At 42.1% G+C, this 25,004-nt stretch carries 22 protein-coding genes; 15 read left to right on the top strand and 7 right to left on the bottom strand.

Going from position 1 to position 25,004, the window contains the following annotated elements:
* Positions 1 to 33: 33 nt before the first annotated feature.
* Positions 34 to 423, bottom strand: a complete 390-nt coding sequence (locus BMX30_RS08360; RefSeq protein WP_090743623.1) for a hypothetical protein — start codon at positions 421 to 423, stop codon at positions 34 to 36.
* A complete protein-coding gene (locus tag BMX30_RS08355) occupies positions 420 to 962 on the bottom strand; it encodes a hypothetical protein (protein ID WP_090743620.1) in 543 nt (180 codons plus the stop codon). The genes BMX30_RS08360 and BMX30_RS08355 overlap by 4 nt, the downstream gene beginning before the upstream one ends.
* Positions 963 to 1,289: 327 nt before the next feature.
* Between BMX30_RS08355 and BMX30_RS08350 the strand changes: the two genes are divergently transcribed.
* From BMX30_RS08350 to BMX30_RS08315, 8 genes are all read left to right on the top strand, one after another.
* Entirely contained in the window at positions 1,290 to 2,771 is a 1,482-nt protein-coding gene (locus BMX30_RS08350; RefSeq protein ID WP_090743617.1) for an aldehyde dehydrogenase family protein, read from the top strand.
* A gap of 14 nt (positions 2,772 to 2,785) precedes the next feature.
* Complete coding sequence (locus BMX30_RS08345; protein WP_090743614.1) at positions 2,786 to 4,171, top strand: NAD(P)-dependent oxidoreductase; 1,386 nt, start codon at positions 2,786 to 2,788, stop codon at positions 4,169 to 4,171.
* A gap of 31 nt (positions 4,172 to 4,202) precedes the next feature.
* Entirely contained in the window at positions 4,203 to 5,465 is a 1,263-nt protein-coding gene (gene preA, locus BMX30_RS08340) for an NAD-dependent dihydropyrimidine dehydrogenase subunit PreA (RefSeq protein ID WP_090743611.1), read from the top strand.
* Positions 5,466 to 5,528: 63 nt separating this feature from the next.
* A complete protein-coding gene (hydA, locus tag BMX30_RS08335) occupies positions 5,529 to 6,944 on the top strand; it encodes a dihydropyrimidinase (protein WP_090743608.1) in 1,416 nt (471 codons plus the stop codon).
* A gap of 135 nt (positions 6,945 to 7,079) precedes the next feature.
* Positions 7,080 to 8,561, top strand: coding sequence for an NCS1 family transporter (locus tag BMX30_RS08330; RefSeq protein ID WP_090743604.1), 1,482 nt, complete (start codon positions 7,080 to 7,082; stop codon positions 8,559 to 8,561).
* A gap of 362 nt (positions 8,562 to 8,923) precedes the next feature.
* Entirely contained in the window at positions 8,924 to 9,157 is a 234-nt protein-coding gene (locus BMX30_RS08325) for a hypothetical protein (protein WP_090743601.1), read from the top strand.
* Positions 9,158 to 9,184: 27 nt separating this feature from the next.
* Positions 9,185 to 10,390 carry an NAD(P)-dependent malic enzyme gene (locus BMX30_RS08320; RefSeq protein WP_090743598.1) on the top strand — a complete coding sequence of 402 codons (1,206 nt, stop codon included), beginning with the start codon at positions 9,185 to 9,187 and terminating at the stop codon, positions 10,388 to 10,390.
* Between the two features lie 67 nt (positions 10,391 to 10,457).
* Positions 10,458 to 11,816 (top strand): aminotransferase, encoded by a 1,359-nt coding sequence (locus tag BMX30_RS08315; RefSeq protein WP_090743596.1) that lies wholly within the window; start codon positions 10,458 to 10,460, stop codon positions 11,814 to 11,816.
* A 125-nt stretch (positions 11,817 to 11,941) separates the two neighbouring features.
* On the opposite strand, the gene BMX30_RS08310 is transcribed toward BMX30_RS08315, so the two are convergent.
* The 3 genes from BMX30_RS08310 to BMX30_RS08300 all read right to left on the bottom strand — a co-directional run bounded on the left by BMX30_RS08310 (position 11,942) and on the right by BMX30_RS08300 (position 15,708).
* Complete coding sequence (locus BMX30_RS08310) at positions 11,942 to 12,490, bottom strand: hypothetical protein (protein WP_090743593.1); 549 nt, start codon at positions 12,488 to 12,490, stop codon at positions 11,942 to 11,944.
* A 525-nt stretch (positions 12,491 to 13,015) separates the two neighbouring features.
* Positions 13,016 to 14,143 carry an alanine dehydrogenase gene (ald, locus tag BMX30_RS08305; RefSeq protein ID WP_090743590.1) on the bottom strand — a complete coding sequence of 376 codons (1,128 nt, stop codon included), beginning with the start codon at positions 14,141 to 14,143 and terminating at the stop codon, positions 13,016 to 13,018.
* Between the two features lie 332 nt (positions 14,144 to 14,475).
* Complete coding sequence (locus tag BMX30_RS08300; RefSeq protein WP_090743589.1) at positions 14,476 to 15,708, bottom strand: Zn-dependent hydrolase; 1,233 nt, start codon at positions 15,706 to 15,708, stop codon at positions 14,476 to 14,478.
* Between the two features lie 769 nt (positions 15,709 to 16,477).
* Here BMX30_RS08300 and BMX30_RS08295 point away from each other — a divergent pair.
* The 4 genes from BMX30_RS08295 to BMX30_RS08285 all read left to right on the top strand — a co-directional run bounded on the left by BMX30_RS08295 (position 16,478) and on the right by BMX30_RS08285 (position 19,653).
* A complete protein-coding gene (locus BMX30_RS08295) occupies positions 16,478 to 17,668 on the top strand; it encodes a MalY/PatB family protein (RefSeq protein WP_090743586.1) in 1,191 nt (396 codons plus the stop codon).
* A gap of 313 nt (positions 17,669 to 17,981) precedes the next feature.
* Positions 17,982 to 18,134 (top strand): hypothetical protein, encoded by a 153-nt coding sequence (locus tag BMX30_RS23485; RefSeq protein WP_170843829.1) that lies wholly within the window; start codon positions 17,982 to 17,984, stop codon positions 18,132 to 18,134.
* Between the two features lie 127 nt (positions 18,135 to 18,261).
* On the top strand, positions 18,262 to 18,687 hold the full coding sequence (locus BMX30_RS08290) for a rhodanese-like domain-containing protein (protein ID WP_090743583.1): 426 nt from the start codon (positions 18,262 to 18,264) through the stop codon (positions 18,685 to 18,687).
* 141 nt (positions 18,688 to 18,828) lie between these two features.
* Positions 18,829 to 19,653 carry an EcsC family protein gene (locus BMX30_RS08285; RefSeq protein ID WP_090743580.1) on the top strand — a complete coding sequence of 275 codons (825 nt, stop codon included), beginning with the start codon at positions 18,829 to 18,831 and terminating at the stop codon, positions 19,651 to 19,653.
* 54 nt (positions 19,654 to 19,707) lie between these two features.
* On the opposite strand, the gene BMX30_RS08280 is transcribed toward BMX30_RS08285, so the two are convergent.
* Together BMX30_RS08280 and glcD are read right to left on the bottom strand one after the other, a co-directional pair.
* Positions 19,708 to 21,039: a (Fe-S)-binding protein gene (locus BMX30_RS08280; protein WP_090743577.1), complete on the bottom strand. Its 1,332-nt coding sequence runs from the start codon at positions 21,037 to 21,039 to the stop codon at positions 19,708 to 19,710.
* Positions 21,036 to 22,448 (bottom strand): glycolate oxidase subunit GlcD, encoded by a 1,413-nt coding sequence (gene glcD / locus BMX30_RS08275; RefSeq protein WP_090743574.1) that lies wholly within the window; start codon positions 22,446 to 22,448, stop codon positions 21,036 to 21,038. Before glcD ends, BMX30_RS08280 begins: the two co-directional genes overlap by 4 nt.
* A gap of 373 nt (positions 22,449 to 22,821) precedes the next feature.
* Here glcD and queC point away from each other — a divergent pair, with 373 nt between their 5' ends.
* From queC to queE, 3 genes are read left to right on the top strand one after another with little or no spacing between them, the layout of a single operon-like run.
* A complete protein-coding gene (gene queC / locus BMX30_RS08270; protein WP_090743570.1) occupies positions 22,822 to 23,481 on the top strand; it encodes a 7-cyano-7-deazaguanine synthase QueC in 660 nt (219 codons plus the stop codon).
* Between the two features lie 3 nt (positions 23,482 to 23,484).
* Complete coding sequence (gene queD / locus BMX30_RS08265; RefSeq protein WP_090743568.1) at positions 23,485 to 23,967, top strand: 6-carboxytetrahydropterin synthase QueD; 483 nt, start codon at positions 23,485 to 23,487, stop codon at positions 23,965 to 23,967.
* On the top strand, positions 23,960 to 24,685 hold the full coding sequence (queE, locus tag BMX30_RS08260) for a 7-carboxy-7-deazaguanine synthase QueE (RefSeq protein WP_090743565.1): 726 nt from the start codon (positions 23,960 to 23,962) through the stop codon (positions 24,683 to 24,685). Before queD ends, queE begins: the two co-directional genes overlap by 8 nt.
* Positions 24,686 to 25,004 lie beyond the last annotated feature (319 nt).

Here is a 25,004-nt window from a genome sequence, read left to right as displayed (position 1 = left end):
AAATCTAATATTCAACGATCCCATCAGCTATTATTATTTTTTCTCCTTATTATACTGATCCAACCCTTTCTTAAACAGCTCAAGGATGAGATCATGTTGGGTTTTGCTCATCGTATGATTTTTGATTTCGTTTAATTCCGAGACTAATTCGGCATCTAAGTGAAGATTGACTGTTTTGCCTTTATCTTGCGGGAAAATCTCGATGCCCTTGTCTTTTTCTTTTGCTTGACCTTTAACCAGCATACTCTCCTCGAACCAGGATTTTTCTGGTATTACAATCCGTTCGCCTTCGAAAAAGATTTCGGAAAGGTCGTCCTTAAAAGAGATATCAATCGTATTTTCGGCCAATCGGTTGGCCTCTCTAATTTTACGAGCCAATTCCTGGTTGGCTACGGTATTTTCAAGCCTGATTTTTGCCTTCACGATTCTTTCAGCTCCCCGCTTACTAGTGTTAACCTGCTTTCTTTTACCGCTTGGATGATGTCAAACGTTCCCTCGACTTGGATGTTATAGAGAAACTCTCCATCTTTTAAATCACAGGTAATGACGATTCCAATCACGGTAGAGGAATCACCATCAATCATCTGGACACGATCAAGTGTTTCAAATTCTGGAAGCAAAAGTCCCTTTTCATATAAAAAAGAGAGGGCCTGAACTTTGGGATACAAGAATCTTTTCTTTCCTTGTTTCGAATGCAACGCCCAAAAGCGTTCTTTCTCATCGATCACTTCTCCTAAATAGCCTTCATCCGCCCATCTTTTGATCGTGGACATATTTACTTTTTTACCGACCTTCTTATCTATTAAATCCACGATTTCCTTTGAGGAAACGAACTTCTCTCGCTCTATTTCCTGCTCATCTAGTGCATGAAGTTGCTCACGCAATTTTATTAGCTCTTGCTGGTAGTCCGCCACTTTTTCTTCTATTGATTTAATGTTGGCTTCTAATTCATTCCTTTTCAATCTATGTCACTTCTCTCTGATATTTAAATACGGAATTAGATCTATCTTTATTTTACAAAAATTTTCACAAAAAATAAATTGAAGAACAATGAATCGGCCAAAAAACTATGAAAAAGATGAAAAAAAAGTGGGATATCTTAACTTTTACTAGATATCATTTATTACTAATAATATTTTGGTTTAATTAAAGATATAATAAAATGCAATCAATAGTATTGACATTGAGTTTTTGATATCATACTATTAATTTAAGAATATTTAGACAAATGACCAGGCGCAGAATTGGTCATCACTGAAGAAACAGTAAGCATTGGAGGGGACTCACGCATGGAAGTTTCAGAAAAAACAAAAATTTCTAAAAATCTTATTGGTGAAAACTGGACAGAAGCTTCAACTGGCAAGACGTTTGTCGTAACGAATCCCGCAGATACAAGAATGGAACTAGGCATCTGCCAACAATCCGGTGAGCAAGATGTGATAGAGGCTGTTGAAGCAGCAAAGAAAGCATTGAAAACATGGCGCACCGAAGCTGCTCCTGAACGCGGCCAATATATTTTACGAGCCGCCGGATATATTGAAGAACGCTCAGAAGAGTTTATTAAACAACTAATCTTAGAAGTTGGTAAATCATATGCCGATGCCAAAGCAGAAGTGGTTCGAACCATTCGAGCCATGAGGTATCTTGCTGGGGAAGCGGAACGTTTAACTGGTGAAACGATTCCCTCTTGGGATAAAGAAGTAATTGGTTATACGAAGCGTGAGGCAATAGGGGTAGTTGGAATTATTACTCCTTGGAATGTGCCACTTGCGATTGCCGCTTGGAAAATTGCTACCGCTCTTTCCTGCGGTTGTACGGTCGTCTTTAAGCCTTCCAGCCAAACACCAATCGTCAGTCTATGGTTAGTGGAAGCATACCGGGCAGTTGGATTGCCTGCAGGTGTCGTCAACTTTGTGACTGGACCTGGATCAGCTGTCGGAAATGCGATTGCCAACCATCCTGATATAAAAGCGATCTCGTTTACGGGTTCAAACGGGGTAGGCTTAGGAATTAATCAACTCGTTGCTAAGCGCGGTGCACGCTTCCAAGCTGAAATGGGAGGGAAAAACCCATTTGTCGTGCTAGAAGATGCCGATTTGGAACTTGCAACGGACCATGCGATTGCTGGTGGGTTCGGTGAGAGTGGCCAGCGTTGTACGGCAACCAGCAGGATTATTGTCCTAAAGTCAATTGCGGAAGAATTTATTGCCCTCATTAAAAAGAAGGTCGAGAATCTGAACGTTGGGAATCCGATTCAGGAAGGAACTCAGATGGGACCAGTGATTGATCAAGGTTCGATGGAAAGTGTTTTAAATTATATCGAGATAGCTAAAAAAGAAAACGGTGTGTTAGTAACTGGGGGAGAACGGTTAACAGACGGAGATTGTGCTCATGGCTATTTCGTTGCCCCGACTGTTTTTAGAAAAATGACGCCAGATATGACGATTGCCCAAGAAGAAATCTTTGGACCTGTGATTAGTGTCATGGAAGCAGAAGATTTTGATCAGGCGATGGAATGGGCGAACAACGTTGAATATGGTTTATCTTCAACGATTTTCACCAATGATCTTGAAAAATCAATGAGGTTTGTCAACGAAATTGAAGCAGGATTTACCCATGTCAATATGCCTTCTACCTATAGTGAGCCACAATTTCCGTTTGGCGGAATCAAGGGTACAGGAATTGGCGGATTTAGAGAAGTAGGCAGTACGGCAATTGATTTTTATACCGAGTATAAAACGGTGTATATCAAGCCGCACGGAAAAAAGTGAGGAGGGACTAACGAATGCATTTAAACCGGGTGAAAAATAAGAAAATTTCATTAGATGATTTACGAGCTAATTTTATTGAAATTGAACCAGCTTTAACACAAAAGGAAGCCATGGATGAAGCCAATCGCTGTCTTTACTGTTACGACGCTCCCTGTATTAAAGCTTGTCCGACAGATATCAACATCCCGTCTTTCATAAAGAAGATTGCTTCTGGAAACTTAAAAGGTTCCGCAAAAGTGATTATGGAAGCGAACCCGGTTGGGGCCAGCTGTGCGCGTGTTTGTCCGACAGAAGAATTATGTGAAGGCGCCTGTGTTCTAAATGATGCCTCTCTGCCAATCATGATTGGAAACCTCCAACGCCATGCAACAAACTGGGCAATTCATAACAATCAGCAACTGTTTAAAGCAGGTGAAGCGGTCGGGAAAACGGTAGCGATCATTGGTGGCGGTCCAGCAGGACTTTCAGCTGCTCGTGAATTGGCCCGTCTTGGCTACGAAGTTACGATTTTTGAAGCAAAAGAAAAAGCAGGTGGGTTGGATACTTATGGCATCGTTTCGTTCCGCTTACCACAGGAAGTCTCCCTATGGGAAGTCGAACAAATTGAAAAGCTTGGCGTGAAAATCCTGACCAACACGAAAGTCGGAAGAGATATCCAGGCAGAGGAAATTATCGATAACTATGATGCCGTGATTTTAGCGGTAGGGATGTCGAAAGTGCCAATGCTCGGAATTGAAGGAGAAGATGCGGAAGGCGTCCTCGATGCAATCGACTTTGTGGAAACCACGAAAACGCCACCACTTGATCCACAATATATCGGCAAGAAAATTGTCATTATTGGTGCAGGAAATACCGCGATTGATGCAGCGACTTGTTCGGTTCGTCTTGGCGCAGGGGATGTTAAGATGGTCTACCGCAGAACCGAAGCCGAAATGACCGCTTACGAGTTTGAATATGAATTCGCGAAACAAGATGGCGTCGAGTTCCGCTGGTTAACGCAACCAACAAAGATTGTTAAAGATGAGAGCGGCAAAGTAAAAGCGTTGGAATGCGTTCGCATGGAGCTTGGAGAGCCAGATGATTCAGGCCGACGTCGTCCGGTGCCGGTACAAGGTTCTGAGTTTAGTATCGAAGTAGATGCAGTCATCAAAGCGATTGGCCAAACGCGTTATGTTTCTCTGATTGAAGAGTTTGGATTAGACCATAACCGTGGCATCGTAAAAATCAACACCGAAACGCATCAAACCTCCAATCCAAAAGTATATGCCGCAGGCGACGTAATCTTTGGAGATGGACAGGGAGATGCCATGGTGGTAACGGCCGCGCAACAAGGCAAGCTAACCGCCCACGCAATTCATAAAACCTTAATGGTCGACACAGTAGCAGTCGAAAATGTATAAGGAAATTTTACTATAGGCAGGAGGAATTCAAATGGCAGATTTACGGGTAAACTTTGCCGGAATAAAGGCGCCAAATCCTTTTTGGTTGGCTTCTGCTCCACCAACGAACTCAGGTTATCAAGTTCAAAGAGCCTTTGAAGCAGGCTGGGGTGGAGCTGTATGGAAGACATTAGGGGATCCGATTTTAAATGTCTCCTCGCGTTTTGCAGGGACCCATTTCGGAGGACAGCGTGTGGCCGGTTTCAATAATATTGAGCTAATCACCGATCGTCCACTTGAGGTCAATTTAAAAGAAATTTATGAGACGAAAAAGAGATTTCCGAATCATGCGGTCATCGCTTCTTTAATGGTTGAGCCGAACCAAGAAGCTTGGCATGAAATTGTTAAACGGGTCCAAGATGTCGGTGTTGATGGATTCGAATTAAACTTTGGCTGTCCACACGGAATGGCTGAGCGGGGGATGGGAGCAGCTTCTGGTCAGGTACCTGAACTAGTTGAGAAGCAAACGTATTGGGCCAAGGAAGTGGCTGAAGTACCAGTAATCGTTAAGCTTACACCAAATATTACAGATATTACTGCGACCGCTTATGCAGCCGTCCAGGGTGGGGCAGATGCCATCAGTATGATCAATACGATTAATAGTTTAGCAGGAGTCGATTTAGATTCTTGGAATACGATTCCAAATGTGGCTGGGAAAGGTGCTCATGGAGGGTACTGTGGTCCGGCTGTTAAACCGATTGCTTTAAACATGGTTGCTGAATGTGCTCGCCATCCTGAACTGAATCATATCCCAATTTCAGGAATGGGCGGTGTCTCGGACTGGAAAGATGCCGTTGAGTTTATGTTGATGGGTGCAGGTAGCGTCCAAGTCTGTACAGCCGCTATGCATCATGGGTTCAGCATTGTCGAGGACATGATTGATGGGTTAAATAACTATCTTGATGATAAAGGCATCGCAAACCTAGATGGACTAATCGGGAAATCCGTCCCGAAATATTCTGACTGGGGCAATCTTGATTTGAATTATAAAGTAGTGGCACGGATCAATAATGATACCTGTATTAACTGTAACAAGTGTCATATTGCCTGTGAAGATACTTCACACCAATGTATCGACATGCTGACGTCAGCAGACGGAAAGCCAGAACTTCGAGTTCGTGAAGAAGATTGCGTTGGTTGTAACCTTTGTTCCATCGTCTGCCCAGTTGACGGAGCGATTGATATGGTCGAAATTCCAAACGGAGAACCAATGACGTGGAATGAGCGCCAAAATGCTATTAAGCTAACAGTCTAATTTTCTAAAAGGATATCACTCTTTTCAGTTAAACGCTTGTTGAAATAAAGGAGGAAACTTTATATGAAAAAACTAATCAAAAATGGAACAATCGTCACAGCAGCCGACCAATATGAAGCCGATGTCCTGATTGAGGACGGAAAAATCGCCGCAATCGGTAAAAATTTAAGTGAAAACGTCGATGAAATCATTGATGCCAAGGGTTCGTATTTGTTCCCTGGTGGAATTGACCCTCATACTCATTTGGAGATGCCTTTTGGAGGAACGGTTACAGCGGATGATTTTGAAACAGGTACGATTGCCGCTGCTTTCGGGGGAACGACAACGGTTATTGACTTTTGCTTAACAGATAAGGGGCAACCATTAAAAAACTCGATTCAAAAATGGCATGATAAATCACAAGACAAAGCCGTTATTGACTATGGTTTCCATCTGATGGTGGGTGAGGTTAATGAACGTGTCTTAAATGAACTTCCGAAAATCATTGAAGAAGAAGGAATTACTTCCTTTAAAGTATTTATGGCCTATAAAAATGTTTTCCAGGCCGATGACGAAACTTTATTCCGTACCCTATTAACTGCTAAAGAACATGGCGCCCTTGTGATGGTTCACGCTGAGAATGGGGATGTTGTTGACTTCCTTGTCAACAAAGCGCTAGAAGAAGGAAATACCGATCCGATTTATCATGCGTTAACGAGACCACCGGAAGCAGAAGGGGAAGCAACTGGAAGGGCTGCGGCATTAACAGGACTTGCTGATTCTCAACTGTATGTCGTCCATGTCTCTTGTGCGGAGGCAGTTGAAAAGATTGAAGCCGCACGTAAAAAAGGTTTGCGTGTCTACGGGGAAACTTGCCCTCAGTACTTAGTACTTGATCAGTCTTACTTAGAAAAACCAAACTTCGAAGGTGCCAAGTATGTATGGTCACCACCACTTCGTGAAAAGTGGAACCAAGAAGTTTTATGGAATGCGCTGAAAAGTGGTCAATTACAGACATTAGGTTCTGACCAATGTTCGTTTAATTTTAAAGGACAAAAAGATTTGGGCTTAGGGGATTTCTCAAAGATTCCAAATGGTGGTCCAATTATCGAAGACCGCTTCAGCCTGTTCTTCTCAGAAGGCGTGAAAAAAGGCCGCATCTCGATTAATCAATTTGTTGATATTGTTTCCACACGCATTGCCAAGCTGTTTGGGCTATTCCCACAAAAAGGAACGATTGCAGTTGGTAGTGATGCGGACATTGTTATCTTTGATCCAAATGCCGAAAGAACGATTTCAGCTGAAACTCATCATATGAATGTCGATTATAACGCGTTCGAAGGAATGAAAGTAACTGGGGAACCGATTTCCGTTCTATCACGTGGCGAGTATGTCATTAGAGATAAAGCATTTGTTGGTAAACCAGGTAACGGCCAGTACTTAAAGCGCAAACGCTTTGAAGCGTCTCCTGACAGCTCAGCTGAAAAAGTATTGCAATAGAACAGAACAAAACCATAACAAGGCTCCTGGCTTGTGAGTGAATACTGACTAACGATGAAAGGAAGGATTTCTCCTTCCTTTTATTCAACATCAAAGCCTATTCCGAAACAAAGTCTTTATAAAAGGAGAAATGTGATGAAGAAAAATAACAGTTATCTAAAATCGCCTGATTTATTACCAATTGCACATAGTGAGAGGAGTCTAGGTACCTTTGGCTTTTCGATGATGTGGATTGGGATGGCGGTTGTCCTGGCTGCTTTTGCTCTTGGCGGCACGGGAGTTCAATCCATTCCTTTGGTATGGGTGCTTCTGGCTTCATTTATTGGTTGTTTAATCATTGGTGTGTTTATGGTCTTAATCGGTGACATCGGCATCGAGCATGGAATTTCTTTTCCCATCTACCTTAGGGCTCCGTTCGGAATTGTCGGTACACATATCCCTTCTTTACTACGGGGGCTAGCCGCTTCGATCTGGTTCGGGATCAACTCCTACTTTGGTGCAGCAGCAATCAATGGGATTTTAAATGTTTTAACAGGATATGATAACTGGTTTGTCTGCTTTTTAGTGTTTGTTGTCATCCAGGTGATTAACACTTCGATTGGGATTAAAGCGCTTGAGAAATTCGCTGATTTGGCGGCGCCCGTTCTTATTCTCATCTCGATTTGGATGTACGTAACACTCGTTGATCAAGCAGGGGAGACGGGAAGGAATGTCTGGAGTTGGGTGGAAAGCCCAGTCACAGGTGCAGCGCTGTTTACAGCCTTTATGACGGTTATGATTGGAAATATGGGCTATTGGTCAACATTGGCTGCTGACTTCTCTACGCTTTCTCGCTTTGTAAAAGCACCAAAATTTGAAAGAAGCTGGTTCAAACGAAACAAAAGTACATTAGTTCCAACACTAATTGCCTTGCCTTTAACTCAAACTTCAATGGTTCTAATTGGTGGCTTAGGGTATATTGCCCTTGGAAACTATGATCCAATCGCAGCGATGCAATCCACAGCAAGCGGCTTCGTGTTAGCGATTTTGCTACTAATGATTGTCTTTGCTCAGTGGTCGACCAATACAACAGCCAACCTAGTCCCAGCCGGAACAATTTTCTCAAACATCGGCGGTCCGAAAGTCTCGTTTTATGTTGGGGTAAGTTTAGCTGGTGTCATCGGAATTGTCACTCAACCTTGGCAGCTGTTTGATGCTTTACTACCGTTTCTTTCAATCATCGGAGGTTTGTTAGCAGGGATTGTTGGGATTATCTTTGCTGACTACTATATCGTGCGCAAGCGAAGAGTTAACGTGCCAGATTTGTATGAAATGGATGGCCAATATAAATACCATATGGGCATTAACTGGGCGGGTATGATTTCCTGGGGAATCAGCGGTGTTATAGCACTTGCGTTACCGACCTACTCTTTCTTTGCCGGATTTATCGTTGGTGCAGTCCTCTATTATGTCTTAACAAAATACTGGTGGTTTAAAAAGTATCAGCAAGCCGAACTCATCAATCCAAGTGATGAAAAATATCTGGGTATCACAGTAGGTCGTGACTGGATCATCGATACATCAGACGCCACCGAAACAGTTGATAGCCCAGCAGAAACAGGAACCGTAGGGGTTTAAGTTTTTAAAATTGAATAAAAATTCACTTGGCAATAAGGTAGGGGCCTTTAGTGCCCGTGGGGCGTGAAAATTCGCCTGGTCGGTAAGATAGAGAGGCTCTATGTGCCCGAGGAGAGTGAAAAATCGCTCGGACGGTAAGATAGAGTGGTTCTATGGTCCCGAGGTGAGCGGAAATTCGCTCGGTCGGTAAGATAGACAGATATTTTGGGTCTATTAAAGGGCGTTGTTGATTTGGCTACATATTGAATGTAGCGGAAGGCATTCGACCCCGTGGATAGCTATTACCGTTGCGGAAATCAACTCCTCTTTACCACAGCTTTAGTATTAAAAATAAACCCCTTAATTTAAAGGAGGATGAAAAAATGTCATCTTATAACGAATTCCTAGAAGAAAAAACGAAAATCGATTCACTCATCGAACAAGGCTATCAAATCGCCAGTGTACGTGAAAACTTAAGCGGTGCATTCGTTGAATTTGCGCCTGCAGATCAAAAAGAGGAAAACATCACCCTTCATATTTTAACAGCAGATGCTCGAAAACATTTCTCAAATATCATCATTGCTAATCATAAAAAAACAAATTCGGTATCGGCATAATTAAAAAGAAGAGGGGAGTGACACGGATTGAATATGAAAGAAAGAGCCTTGGAGCTTCACAGAAAGCATTCAGGGAAACTGAATGTTGGAGTTAAGACTCCAGTGAAAGGTCCAGAGGATTTAAGTTTAGTTTATTCACCTGGTGTTGCTGAACCTTGTAAGGAGATTGCTGTCAACGAGGAAAAAATCTATGAATATACGATAAAAGGCAATTTTGTTGCTGTTGTCACAGAAGGGTCGTCCGTGTTAGGGCTTGGAAATATCGGCCCAAGTGCGGCGATGCCTGTTATGGAAGGGAAAGCGGCTTTATTTAAACTGTTTGCGGATATTGATGCCATCCCTTTGTGTTTGAACACTCAAGACGTTGATGAAGTAGTAGAGACGGTAAAACGTCTTGAACCGACTTTCGGTGCGATCAATCTCGAGGATATCTCTGCTCCGAACTGCTTTGTGATTGAGGAGCGTCTAAAAAAAGAGATGAATATCCCCGTTTTCCATGACGATCAGCATGGAACAGCCATTGTTACAGCCGCTGGATTGATCAATGCCCTTTCATTGGTAAAAAAGCGACTGAATGAAGTAAAAATCGTTGTAAATGGAGCCGGGGCGGCAGGAGTGGCCATCGTGAAACTCCTTTTATCCATGGGAGCAAAAGATATTGTTCTATGTGATTCACAAGGTGCGATTTACGAAGGTCGCCCGTTCCGAATGAACCCGCTGAAGGAAGAGCTTGCCAAGCAAACGAATGGAAAAAGAATTGAAGGCTCGTTAGGCACGGTGATAAAGGATGCGGATGTATTTATTGGTGTCTCCGCCGCCGGGGCTTTAACGGCTGAGATGGTTGAAACTATGGCTAATGACGCGATCATTTTTGCGATGGCGAATCCAGACCCAGAAATCATGCCTGTTGAGGCAAAGGCAGCGGGTGCTAGGGTTGTTGGCACCGGTCGTTCTGATTTTCCCAATCAGGTGAATAATGTCCTAGCTTTCCCAGGGATTTTCCGAGGTGCCCTTGATGTGAGAGCAACTGAAATAAACGAAGAAATGAAGATCGCAGCTGTTTATGCGATTGCGGAAATCGTCGGAACCCATGACCTTCACGAGGACTATGTGATTCCGTCTCCATTTGATGAGCGGGTCGTCACTCGTGTAGCGTACGCGGTATCAAAGGCAGCGCTTGCGAGCGGAGCAGCGAAGGAATCAGATGTGGAGAAAGGGAAACTACCAGTCTAATTTTCTAGTTTTTTATAAAAAAGTTTTTTTACACACTAAGCCACGAACGATGAATGGAGGGAAAATCATGCAAGAAGTTCAAACAGAAAACAAAACGTTAGTTCAAAAGGATAAAGAACATTTATGGCATTCAATGAGCCGGTTTAACGCAAACGCAAACCCGACGATTGCTACAAAGGGTGAAGGTTCTTGGTTTACAGATATGGAAGGCAATAAATATTTGGACGGCGTTTCTGGCTTGTGGTGTTTAAACCTAGGGCACGGTCGAAAAGAAATCGCTCAAGCCGCTTATGACCAAATGGTGAATGTCTCTTATTTCCCGCTTACGCAAAGCCATGTACCAGCGATTGAACTATCGGCAAAGCTTAGCAGTTTGTTGAAAGGTTCTTATACGACTTATTTTTCAAATAGTGGTTCAGAGGCAAACGAAGTAGCTTTTAAGATTGCTAGGCAATATCATGCCCAAAACGGGAACCCTGGTAAATATAAATTTATTTCGAGATACCGTGCCTATCATGGATCAACGATAGGAGCACTAAGTGCAACTGCCCAAGCGAACCGCAAGGGGAAGTATGGTCCGAGCGCTTCCGGCTTCCTGCATGTTCCGCCGCCATATAGCTATCGTAGTACCTTTGAAAGCGATCTAGCAGCTGCGGAATATATCAAGGAAGTGATTACATGGGAAGGCGCTGATACCGTTGCAGGGATTATTTTAGAACCATTTATCTCTGGCGGTGGTGTTCTCATCCCTTCAAAGGAATATCTAACAAGGGTTGCTGAGATTTGTAAAGAAAATGATGTCCTGTTAATTGTCGATGAAGTGGTATCGGGCTTTGGACGGACAGGTGAGATGTTCGGGTTTATGCATTCGGCAGGTGTGCAGCCAGATATCGTGACGATGGCTAAAGGGCTTACAAGTGGCTATATGCCACTGGGAGCAACAGCCGTTCAATCCTATATTTATGAGAAATTCAAAGGAGAGGGCGACAAACAGCATTTCCGTCATGTATCTACTTTTGGTGGACATCCAGCGGCATGCGCAGTTGCCCTTAAAAATATTGAAATCATTGAAAACGAAGGAATCGTTGAGCGAGTTTCTCAGCTTGGTAGAAGTGTATTAAATGAGTTACAAGACTTGGAAACTCTTGATTGTGTAGGAGAGGTACGTGGTGTAGGTTTCTTATTCGGAATCGAGCTGGTTGCAGATAAGCAAACGAAAGCCCCTGCCGCCGAGGAGTTCTCAGGGAAAGTCATTGCAAAATGTAAAGAAAAGGGACTCATCATTGGCCGAAATGGCGACACGATTCCTGGTTATCAAAACGTCCTCATTCTTGCACCACCATTGTCATCAACAGATGAGGATTTACGTTTCCTTGTTGATACAGTCAAGACAGTTATTGAGGAATGTGAATCTCAAACCGTTTAATAGTAAGAAGCAGAAAAAGAACAGGTCGCATGCCTGTTCTTTTTCTGTTTTTTTATACATGAATATCGTTTGGTAGAAACAAGTGGTGTATTTTTGAGTGGAGTCTATGAGGTATCCTTTCTAAATTAAGAAGGCTGCTGATTGAGTTCATGGATATTAAAAACAAGTTCTACTTCAATCTTTTCAACTTGATGGGCTTGATCATACAGGACATAATAAATAATTTCATCATTGATGTGATAAATAATTCCATCATATGAATGATGGAGAAGGTATTCCATGATGACTTCACCGATTTTTCGCGAGATTTCTAGTGAATTTTCCGTGGTTTCATCTTCTTCACTATACGGAAAAGCAATTTGATCAAACTTCCAATTCAGAGCATCCTTCCTTAAACGGGTTTCACTATATTTATAGTTCAAGATAAATGGGTTATTCAAATGGATTTTCTGCTTCAAAATGACGGCCTGTTCATCTTTTTCTACTTCCGCATGGCAGAAGGCATATCGAGCAGCGAGCACTTGATCATTGACTAGATAAAGCCCTTGTCCGAATGAAGATCTAGCCGCAACTCCATTAAGAAAGTCTCTGGATTCTGTACGTTCATACCATTGGTTTTGAACAACTGCTTGCGCTTCATTAAAGCTAACTCCCCGGTAGGCTGTTCTTTTCATTGGTAACAAATTCCCCCTTACAGCATGTTTAGAAATTTACGGGTTAATACATATCAGTCTGTTGCGATTCCTTCTAAAAGAGATCAGGTTATATATTTTATATTAAAAGGCTCGTATGCTGATTTGCTCTTTAATCAACTTGACTTAAAATCTACATCGACCTTTTAACACAGACTATTTAAAATGAAAGCGTATACAAAATGAATAACCTTCAAAAGAAGTAGATTGTTTTATTAGAGAATCATCATAGGTAGGGTTGTATACTCATCGTATGTATCTAAAATAGATCTTTAAGAACCTTCTGTGTGTTTAATCATATCAATCAGTATTCCGCTTAACTATTGGTTTGTTAGATATTCTGACAGTGTTTTTATTAAAAGGAAAAAAGGGTATACCTCTATATTATACTAAAAATTCAGAATTCCTAGTATTTTTTAGAAAAATAGGATAATTTACTCAAAAAAACTTCCCTCAGGAACTCATTGAGAGGGAAGTGGAATCATTTCTATTTAACTTCTGCACTGATTAAGATGGAACGGTTTCTAATGCTTTGTCTAGAGAGACGTATTCATAGCCAAGGTCTTGGGCCACGGCTTTATAGGTAATCGCACCACCAACTGTGTTCACACCAAGCGCCAGGGCCTTGTTATCCGTGATGGCCTGTTTAACCCCTTTGTTGGCAATTTGCAGTGCATATGGGACCGTTACATTTGTTAACGCGAGTGTCGATGTTCGTGGGACAGCGCCAGGCATATTCGCAACAGCGTAGTGGACGACACCATATTTTTCGTAGGTAGGTGCATCATGAGTCGTGATTTTGTCCACCGTCTCGAAAATTCCTCCCTGGTCGACGGCTACATCGACAATCACTGATCCCGGTGACATCGAGCTTACCATGTCTGCTGTGACTAATTTCGGTGCTTTTGATCCAGGAATCAGGACGGCGCCGATCACCAAATCGGAATTTTTAACAGCCTCAGCGATATTTAATGGGTTTGACATCAAGGTTTGAATGCTTGCGCCGAAAATATCATCGAGTTGACGTAGACGATCAGGATTTAAATCAACAATCGTCACATCCGCTCCAAGCCCAATCGCTATTTTGGCTGCATTCGTTCCAACGACCCCACCACCGATGATGGTCACTTTTGACCTTGAAACTCCTGGCACACCGCCTAGTAGGACACCTTTTCCACCCTTAGGTTTCTCAAGGAATTGAGCACCAATTTGGGACGCCATCCGCCCTGCGACTTCGCTCATTGGTGTCAAGAGAGGTAAGGTACGATTTTCTTCAACCGTTTCATAAGCAATCGCCGTCATGCGGCTGTCGATTAGCGCTTTGGCGAGTTCAGCTTCAGCCGCTAAATGGAGGTACGTAAATAGAATCGCATCTTCACGGAAATATTGGTACTCAGATTGGATCGGTTCTTTTACTTTCATAATCATGTCAGCCTGGGCCCATATCTCTTTAGGTGATTGAACGATCTTGGCGCCTGCTTCTAAATAATCTTCATTCGTGAAGCCACTGCCTAGACCTGCGCTTGCTTCGATTAGTACTTTGTGACCTGCTTGTAGGAAGGTGGCTACTCCAGCAGGGGTGAGGGCAACACGATTTTCATTGTTTTTAATTTCCTTAGGTACTCCGATTAACATATTCATTTCCTCCTTATTAAATAACAGATTTAGAGGTTCAAAGACTTCTAGACCAAACGCTTTAACAACATAAACGATCTGACCAAACAAACAGGAATAAGTAATTATATCTATTTAATTATATAATATTTTAAATATTTAGGCAATTATAATTGGTGTAAATGTATATTGATAACATTATTTAATATTCAATAAAGCAAGTAAAGTTAATGTATAATTAAATTTGCTGAAATCATGAGGATATTTTACGTTGAAGAATAAAAAAAACCGGATATCCGTTGGGAGGAAATCCGGAGGTGGAGAGATGATAATGAACATCATGTAGGAAGGTTTTATTTGGATTGCAAGGAAAGAACGGTTTCAAGAACGACATTCACGCCTTTTTCGCAATCTTCGTAAGTGGTCAACTCTTCTTCACTATGGCTCTTTCCATTAATGCTTGGAGCGAAAATCATTGCGGATGGTATATAGCTTGCAAGGAACTGAGCATCATGTCCTGCGCCGCTGACCATTCTCTTGTATGAATAGCCTAAAGTTTGAGTGGCTTGTTCGACGGAGTCCACAATTTCTTGATCAAACCAAACCGTATCACGTCCCCAAAGCTTCGTTGCCTTTACTTCACAGCCTTCATTAGCAGAAGATTGAGTTAAACCTAAGATAATTTCTTCTACCTTTTGAATCGTTGCTGGGTTTTGGTGACGGGCTTCTAGTGTAAAGATGACTTTATTAGGGATGACCGTGTGGATATTCGGTAGAACGTTCAGTCGGCCCATTGTATAAACTAAGTCATTATCAAGGGCATTTAACTTCGTACGTGCTTCAGTAATAAGGTTGTTGGTTGCAAACAGGGCGTCTTTTCTCATTGCCATTGGCGTAGTCCCAGCATGGTCAGATTCTCCTGTTACTTCAATTTCATAACAACACATGCCAAGCACGCACTCAACAACCCCAATAGTAAGGTTCTCGTGTTCGAGGATTGGACCTTGTTCGATATGGATTTCGATAAAAGCTGTCGCCTCTTTTAAACGGTTGGCTTCATCGCCCTCGTAACCAATGGATTTCAACGCTTCTCCAAACGTGATTCCATCTACATCCGTACTTTGAACCATCTTTGCTTTATCAAATTTTCCTGACAATACACCAGAAGCCATCATTGAAGGTTCAAACCGTGCGCCTTCTTCATTCGTGATATTGGCAATCGTGACAGGGATTTTTGGCTTGACGTTGTTATCGACTAGCGTGCGGACGACTTCAAGACCGGCTAGGACTCCTAACACTCCATCGAATCGGCCACCTTTTTTTACGGAATCCAGATGAGAGCCAATCACGATTGGTGGCTTATCCTCCGTGCCAGCAAGTGTAGCGTACATGTTTCCCATGTCATCTACCTTCACGTCCAGGCCTAACTCTTCACAACAAGAACGAAAGTAATTTCTAGCTAACCGATCCTCTTCCGATAAGGATAACCGAGTCACTCCGTTATTTGCTGTCCGTCCAAAGTCGGCAAACTTCTCTAGAGAATCTTTTAATCGCTCGCCATTAATCAGCATCTTTTGTTTTTGCATAATTGCACGCTCCTTTTATTATATTTATTCTCAGTATATGTATTAAAAACATATAAAAGAATTATTGATATAAATAATTCTACAAAATATTTCATTTTCCTGCTTTAGTTGGACTTTTGTTAATAATTTTTAGCTTGCAAAACTGGGTTGTTGATTTCCGCTCCAGGCACTTCGCTTTCCGCGGGGCGTGAGGTGAGCCTCCTCGTCGCTGCGCTCCTGTGGGGTCTTCCTTGGCCTGGCACTCCCGCAGGACACTGAATGGCTTTCTTGAGAGGCCCGCGCACGAGAAAATGTGCAGTTCATTTTCGAGGAGTCTACGTGCCTGGAGCTCCAATCAGCAGTATGTAAAAGTTCCTTATTAATTCGAGCACATTAATGGACAATCATGGCTTTGTATTTGAAACTAAGAATAGAAATATATTTAAGAAAGGCTGTTTTCTGATTGTATTGTATTAGTGGAATGGAGCGGAGGACACTTGACTCCTCGAAAATGGAACTGCACATTTTCTCGTGCGTGGGCAAACTCGAGAAGCCATTCAGAGTCCTGCGGGAGATAGAGGAAAGGCTGAGACCCCGCAGGAGCAAAGCGACGAGGAGGCTCAGCTTCCTCCCCGCGGAAAGCAAGTGTCCGGAGCGCAATGGAACGGACCAGTTTTATAGTTACCTTTGTTAAAAACAACAAAGTATACGAAAATAGCCTTAAGAAAAAGGGAATCTAATCGTTAGTTGAAACTCATCATAAACGTGTGATGGAAAAGGAGCGAGAGAGATGAAATATAATTTTGATGAAGTCATTAATCGAAGAAATACGTACTCGATGAAATGGGACGGGGGAGAGTTTTTAAAAGAATTCGGTCTGACGGAAAGATACGATGAAGACACCATCCCATTATTTACAGCGGATATGGACTTACCTGTTCCTCAGCCAATGATTGATGCTCTTCATAAAACCGTTGATCACCGAATCTTTGGCTATTCAATCTTTCCTAATGAGTATTTTGAAGCCATTCAACATTGGTTTAAAAAGCGACATGACTGGGATATCAAAAAAGAAGAAATTGTTTTTAGTCCTGGTACGGTTCATGCAGTGAATGTAGCCGTTCGGGCATTAACAAAACCAGGTGAAGGGATTATCATTCAAAGACCTGTTTACCCACCATTTACTTCAGGTGTAGAAGGGAATGGGCGAGTGGTAAGGAATAATGCCCTAAAATATGATGAAGAGGGTTATTATACGATCGACTTTGATGATTTCGAGGCCAAAGCAAAAGAAGAAACCACGACGATGTTTATTTTATGTAATCCTCATAATCCAACAGGACGAATCTTTAAAGAAGATGAGCTTAAGAGACTATCAGACATTTGTGCAGCCAATGGGGTTGTAATTGTCGCAGATGAGATCCATGGGGATTTGATTAGACAAGACCAAACGTTTACACCGATTGTAAAGGTAGCAGGGACAACCGACCACATCGTTACTTGCACGGCAATTAATAAAACCTTTAATGTGGCCGGTCTTCATTGTACAAATGTCATTATTACTAACCCTGAGCTACGGAAAAAGTATAGTCAGGCCATGGGCATGAACCTGCCATCGCCATTCATGGTATCAGCCCTCATTGCTGCTTACCATGAGGGAGAAGAATGGCTAGATCAATTGAAAGAATACATCGACGGAACCATGGAATGGGTCGTAAACTTTTTAGCGGAAAATATGCCTAAAGTAAAAGTAAGGATCCCAGAAGGAACGTATGTGATGTGGATGGACTTTAGTGGCTATGGCATTTCGCCGGAAGAAGTGCATGACCGTATCTATAACAAGGCGAATGTGGTTCTTGAAGATGGCAAAATGTTCGGCCAGGAAGGCCTTCCGTTTCAACGCATCTGTATTCCATCGCCTAGACCAATCATTAAAGAAGCATTTGAAAGAATTGCGAAAGAGTTTGAGGACTTAAACTAAAAAACGGTTCAAAAGTAGTATACCCATATAGGTGTTTATTCCCTGTACGGGAATATATATTCTCCAACAAGGAATATAGTTTCTCTTACAGGGAATATAGCTTCTCCCACAGGGAATATAAATTCTTCCACAGGGAATATATTGCTTCTAACCAGAATATATCAACATAATCCGAAAGAAATACCTCGGTTAATTTAAAAATACCCGACAGGTAAGCCCCATTTCTAAAAAAATGGGGTATTTTTGCGTAAACACCCGTCCAAACATAATATTTACAGCTTTGGAAAGCATAAAAGGAAAGGAGGTTGTTAAAATGAAAAAGCTCTTACTATTATTATTCATGTCATTTGCTTTGTTCACTTTAGGCGGTTGTGGAAACAATGAAGCACCACCTGAAGAAGGAGAACAAATCGAGGAAATTGAAGAAGAAGATGAAATTGGTGACGGCGAGATTGATGACGAGTAAAACTTTATGATTTGCAAAGAGCCAATTCCCAAATGGAAAATGGCTCTTTTTATTTTATAAAGCTGACACAGAATCTCTACAATTAACAAGAATAGATTCTGCTAAACTTAGAGAAAAGGGAGGCAGAATGATGAAAAGATTTATGGTCTTATTAATGGCTACTTTCATAATAGGGGGCTGTTCAGCTCAAGAGGTTACCTCTGAAAAGTCGGAGTATAAATCGGTAACTTCCGATGATAATAAAGAACGAAACTTTAAGGATGTTACTTCCGAGGAAGCGATAGATATGCTGACTGACCCAGAAATAAATATCTTGGATGTTCGAAGCCCAGAGGGATTTTCCGAAGGGCATATTCCCAATGCCGAGAGTATTCCTTTAAAGGAGTTAGAAGCAAGTTACTCTACTTTGGACAAAACGAAAACGTATTTAATTGTTTGTAAGGCTGGAAAAACGTCAGAGACGGCGAGCACACTTCTTGCGGAAAATGGATTTGAGAATATCTACAATTTGACTGGTGGAATGGATCGTTGGACAGGTGAAGTAATTAACTAATTTAGACGCATGTAAAAGCTGGATGTTCACGAGCATCCGGCTTTTGGTTTTAGAGATACTAAAAATATTTTTCGAGAGTGAAACCTTTAGACAATTGAAACCGTTAATACTATTAGTAAAAAGGACGGGTGGATGAAAAAGATGGAGTCTAAAGAATATTTATTAACTGAGTTAAAAATAATTGAAAAATGGGAAAAAGACCAGAAAGGTTTATGGTTCTGGGAGAAACTCAGTCGCCTTCCATTTAAACTGTTAGACAAATTCACCCCTAAGTTTATTCAGGATAAAATAGGAAGTCTATTAGATGAACTTGGTAGTTATATTCAAACGGGCGGTCAATATCTTTCAAATGAAAAAGCTGTATTTCAATTCATTGAAAAAAAGACAGGGCAAAAAGTCAACGACTTAGCAGAGTTAAAAGATGTACCCTTAGAAGTGATGAAACAGGCTTCTACTGATTTAACAGGTAAACGGAAAAAGGCAGCGACTGTTCAAGGGGCTACTACCGGAGTGGGTGGAATCTTCACACTTGCCATTGACATTCCTGCCGTGCTCGCTATCTCATTAAAGACACTTCAGGAAATCGCTATTATCCATGGGTACGACCCAAAAGACAAGCGTGAGAGGGTATTTATTTTAAAGTGTCTACAATTCTCTTCAGCCGATGTTGTCGGGAAGCAGGCGATTTTAAATGAGCTCTCATCATTCAATCATAAAAAACAAGAATCAACTGAGGTCATGTCTCAACTTCAAGGCTGGCGAGAGGTGTCCTTGACCTATACGGAACAATTCGGTTGGAAAAAGCTTCTTCAAATGGTTCCTGTAGCAGGGATTCTTTTCGGTGCTTTTGCCAATCGCTCGATGATCAATGACCTTGCCGAAACCGGGACCATGCTTTATCAAAAGAGAAGGATTTTGGAAAGGTTGGAGAGCCCGGTTCATTCCATAGAAGACCAACCACAGTAGAAAATATACAATCTGTAAAATAAAGAAAACCGGTCAAATGACCGGTTTTCTGCTTTATTTTTCTTGTCCAACAGCCTCAAGTAAAAGGTCAACGATATGAACGCCTCGCATTTTATCTGTTAACCCCTCGCGCTCAATCCCAAGTTTCATCTGTAATAAACAACCCGGGTTGGCGGTAACCACTGTAGTCGCAAGGGTTGCTTTTGTCTGGATCATTTTATAATCTAGGATTTGCATCGACATTTCCGATTCAACGATATTGTAAATCCCAGCCGACCCACAGCAACGGTCCGCATCCTTCATTTCTCGGTATTCGATTCCTTTAATGGCTTGAAGCAAAGCCCGCGGTGCAGAAGCGGTTTTCATCACATTGCGCAGATGGCATGAATCTTGGTAAGTAATCACTTGTTCGGGAAGTTCCAAGTGATTCTTTTTATGAAAATCTAGTTCATAAAGGATTTCGGATATATCCTTAATCTTAGAGACAAAGGCTTTCGCTCGTTCCTTCCAATCAGGATCATCCTTCAATAGATGATCATAATCAATGAGAAAGGCCCCACATCCACCTGCATTTGTAATAATAAAATCAACCTCTAAGTCTTCGAATGCTTGAATATTCCGCTTGGCAAGTTCCTTGCCTGCATCCTTTTCGCCACTATGACCATGAAGGGCCCCACAACATGCCTGATCGGGCGGAATCACGATTTCACACCCAGCAAGTTGGAGCAATTTCATGGTCGCATCATTGCTTTCAAGAAACATCGTATCCATTAAGCAGCCTTTGAAAAATGCGACTCGCTTCGTTTGAGGTCCAAGCGCTTCAAGAAACTCGGGACGGTTTTTCATCTTCTTCATCGTTGGTACTTGTGGAAGCACTTTTTCCATCGTGGCTAAATGATCAGGGAAAAGCTTCATCATCCCAGTTTTCCGTGTCAATGTTTGCATTCCTGACCGCTGGTAAAAACCTAAAAGCCCCGTTACCATTTGCATGCGATTTTGGTGGGGGAAAAGCCCATTAAGAACGGCATTTCTCACCATTTTTACCGGCAATGAATGCTTTTTGTTTTGATTAATAATATCGCGTGCTTCCTCAAGAAGGTGGCCATATTTTACCCCAGAAGGGCAGACGGGTTCGCATGCACGACATCCGAGGCAAAGCTCAAGTGAACGCTCAACCTCTTCATCTGGTTCAATGATTCCATCTACAACCGCTTTCATTAAAGCGATGCGGCCGCGTGGGGAATGGGCTTCTTTCAAGCCGGATTCGATATAAGTCGGACAGGTTGGTAAGCAGAAGCCACAACGCATACAATTTAACAGCTCATCCTGATTCATTCGCTCTTTAAACTGTTCTTGTATTACCTGCTGTTCTTTCACTGTTGTCATCTCGTTACCACCAATCTCTTCCTGCTGTCCTTAGCAAAAACCTTCCCAGGATTCATAATATTGTTTGGATCTAAACCAGATTTGATTGCCTGCATGGCAGCAATTCCTTCTTTTCCAAGTTTCCATTCAAGATAAGGCGCCTTCATCACCCCGACACCATGTTCTCCGGTAATCGTCCCGCCAAGTTCAATCGCCAACGCAAAAATCTCCGCAAACGCTTCTTCTACGCGTTCCATTTCTTCATGGTTTCGTGCATCGGTTGGGCAGGTAGGGTGGAGATTGCCATCGCCCGCATGGCCAAAGGTGCAAATATCAAGCTTGTACTTTTCGGCAATTTTGTTAATCCCATTCACCATTTTTGCAATTTCAGACCTTGGGACTGTGGCATCTTCTAAAATCGTCGTCGGTTTTAAACGTGCACATGCGGACAGGGCGGCACGCCGTGCGGTTGTCAATGCTTCTGCTTCTTCCGCTGTTTGTGCCACTTTTACAGAAACGGCCTTCTCTGCATGGCAAATCTCCGCCATCTTCTTCATATCTTTTTCTACGACTTCAGCTGGACCATCCTGTTCAATTAAAAGAACGGCTTGGACATCCGTTGGCAGTCCAATCTGTGCAAAGTCCTCGACCACTTTCAGGGTAGGCTGATCAAGAAATTCAAGTGTCGAAGGGATAATTTTGTTGGCGATAATCTTAGAAACCGTCTTAGCAGCCGCTTCAAGGTCTTGATAGAGGGCCAGCATGGTTTTTTTCGTCTCAGGGATGGGAATTAATTTTAATGTCGCCTCTGTTATCACACCCAAGGTTCCCTCGGAACCTACATACAAACGAGTTAAATCATAGCCTGCTACATCTTTCGCAAGCTTTCCGCCTGTTCGGATAATGTCTCCATTTGCAAGAACCACTTCAAGGGCCATGACATAATCACGGGTGACTCCATATTTTAACCCGCGCAGGCCACCGGAATTTTCATTGATATTCCCACCCATTGTGGAAATCTTCATCGAAGAAGGATCTGGCGGGTAAAACAATCCTTTCGCTTCCACGGCATTGATCATATCAAGGGTGACCACACCAGGCTGGACAGTAACCGTTAAATTTTCTTCATCAATTTCTAGAATCTTATTCATATGTCTAAAGAGAAGAACAAGTCCGCCTTCCGTTGGGCATGTCCCACCACAAAGATTCGAACCTGATCCCCTTGGAACAATTGGGATTTTATGTTCATTACATAGTTTCACAATTTCAGAGACTTCCTGTGTAGTACGAGGACTAATTACACCATCAGGCATCGATTGAAAATTAGGAGTCGCATCATAAGAATAGACTAAACAAGCAGACTTCGAATCCTCAAAATTTTCCACGCCAACAATCGCTTTCAACTTCTGTTTTACATCATTCGATAACATTAGACATCTCTCCCAACGTCAAGTTACCTTAAGTATAAGTAAAGAGAAGGCCGTGCGCTATAACTATTTTGGGGACGGTTCTCTTGCTTCCTACTCCGCTGGCAATGAATAATAAGCATTCATACAAAGTGTGCTAAGATAATAGGATATCTTATATAGAAACCATACAGCTTACTAGGATGGGAGCTTTAGACAAGCTAAAACTCAGATTTATGGTGTAAAGTTCAAATAAGCTATGGTATGATTTGTTTGCTAATTAAATAATCCGTTTTAAAAAACGGGAGAGGTTGTTAGCTACCCTCTTAAAAAAACTAATGGAAACAGGACTGCTTTCTTTAGTAGTCCTGTTTTCTTATTAAAGGAGAGTTTTACAGTGAAAAACGATAAAGCCGTCGTAGTGTTTAGTGGAGGACAGGACAGCACCACATGCCTTTTTTGGGCGATGGAACAATTTGCTGACGTAACCGCCGTGACGTTTGATTATAACCAAAGGCATATCACCGAAATTGAATGTGCGAAGAAAATCACAAAAGAGCTTGGTATCACACATCATATTCTTGATATGAGCCTCCTGAACCAACTTGCGCCCAACGCGTTAACGCGCCAGAATATCGAGGTTACAGATGGAGAGGAGGGCGAACTGCCGTCCACATTTGTACCAGGGAGAAATCTCTTGTTTATGTCATTCGCAGGTGTTCTTGCCAGCCAAATCGGGGCAAAACATATTGTCACCGGGGTTTGCGAAACGGATTTTAGCGGGTACCCAGATTGCCGTGACGTTTTTATCAAATCCTTGAATGTGACCTTAAACTTATCAATGGATCAGCAATTTGTCATTCATACTCCATTAATGTGGTTAAATAAAGCCGAAACGTGGAAGATGGCTGATGAGCTGGGAGCTTTTGATTTTGTCCGTGAAAAAACACTCACTTGCTATAATGGTATCGTTGCTGATGGCTGCGGTGAATGTCCGGCTTGCAAGCTTAGAAAAAACGGTCTTGACGAATATTTGAATGTTCGAAAGGAGCGCTAAATCATGTACGGATTTCGAATTGTTGAGAAGCTACAAAAAATAGATGAAGACATCAAACGTGACCAGTTAAAGTACCACAATAAACGCGTTATGGTCAGTAAAGAGTTTACCTTTGACTCCGCCCATCATCTCCATGCCTATGAAGGAAAATGCAAAAACCTGCACGGACACACGTATCGCGTGATTTTTGGGCTGAGTGGATTTGTGGATGATAGAGGCTTAATGATTGATTTTGGAGACATCAAAGAAATATGGAAAACAGAAATCGAAATTTATCTTGATCATAAATATTTAAATGAAACGCTCCCACCAATGAATACAACGGCTGAAAACATGGTCGTCTGGATTTATGAAAAAATGGCCGCGGCCCTTCAGGCTGAAGAAAGAAAACAGCAGTATAAAGGAGCAAGAGTAGAGTTTGTTCGGTTATTTGAAACACCGACTAGCTATGCGGAAGCAAGACGGGAGTGGATGGAAGTTGAGTAAAATCCCTGTGATTGAAATTTTCGGTCCGACCATTCAAGGGGAAGGAATGGTCATCGGGCAAAAGACGATGTTTGTTCGAACCTCTGGTTGTGACTATTCCTGTGATTGGTGTGATTCTGCCTTTACTTGGGATGGAAGTGGGAAACATTTAGTGCAGCAAATGGACGCTGAAGAAATCTGGGAGGAGCTGAAGGCGGTCGGTGGTGACCGATTTTCGTTTGTCACCATTTCTGGAGGCAATCCTGCGCTTCTTAAAAATCTAAACCATTTAATACAGCTATTAAAAACCAACCATATTAAAATCGGTTTAGAAACACAGGGAAGCAAGTGGCAGGACTGGTTCCTCGAAATCGACGACCTTACTCTATCCCCAAAACCGCCAAGTTCAAAAATGACAACGGACTTTGAAATACTTGATGACATTATTGCTCAATTACAGCAAACAAATAATCAAAGCTTTAGCTTAAAGATTGTCGTTTTTAATGAACAAGATTTTGATTATGCAAAGGCCATCCATAAAAGGTATCCGGGTGTTCCTTTCTATCTTCAGGTTGGTAACGAAGATATCGCCAACTCCGATAATGAAAAACTATTATCTGAGTTAATAGGAAGATATGAATGGTTAATTGACCAAGTCGTAGGGGATTCAGAGCTTAATGATGTAAAGGTGCTCCCTCAATTGCATACCTATGTATGGGGAAATAAAAGGGGAGTCTAACAGACTAATAGTCTCAAGTAAAAAACCGGCTCACATGTATGGTTGTGAGCCGGTTTTTTCATCGTTTAGCGTACAATGTCAAATACTTTTTTCAAGTTTTAGGGTAACTCAAACACGCTTACTGCATTTACCTAATTTTACCAGTAACGATTAACCAAGTTTTTATTGAAACAGGTGCCATCTTCTTGATTCAGAAATGGGCTTTTCACTCGCTTCTTGGTCTGCATTGATGCAATCTGGCATTGAGTACAATTTTTATATTAACGTACTGATCCGCATTTACAGGACGAGTGGGATAAGGCTAAACATCGAGGTCAGG

It is taken from the genome of Mesobacillus persicus (genome assembly GCF_900109925.1).
Lineage (GTDB): Bacteria > Bacillota > Bacilli > Bacillales > Cytobacillaceae > Mesobacillus_B > Mesobacillus_B persicus.
This window is presented reverse-complemented; position numbering and strand designations above follow the sequence as displayed.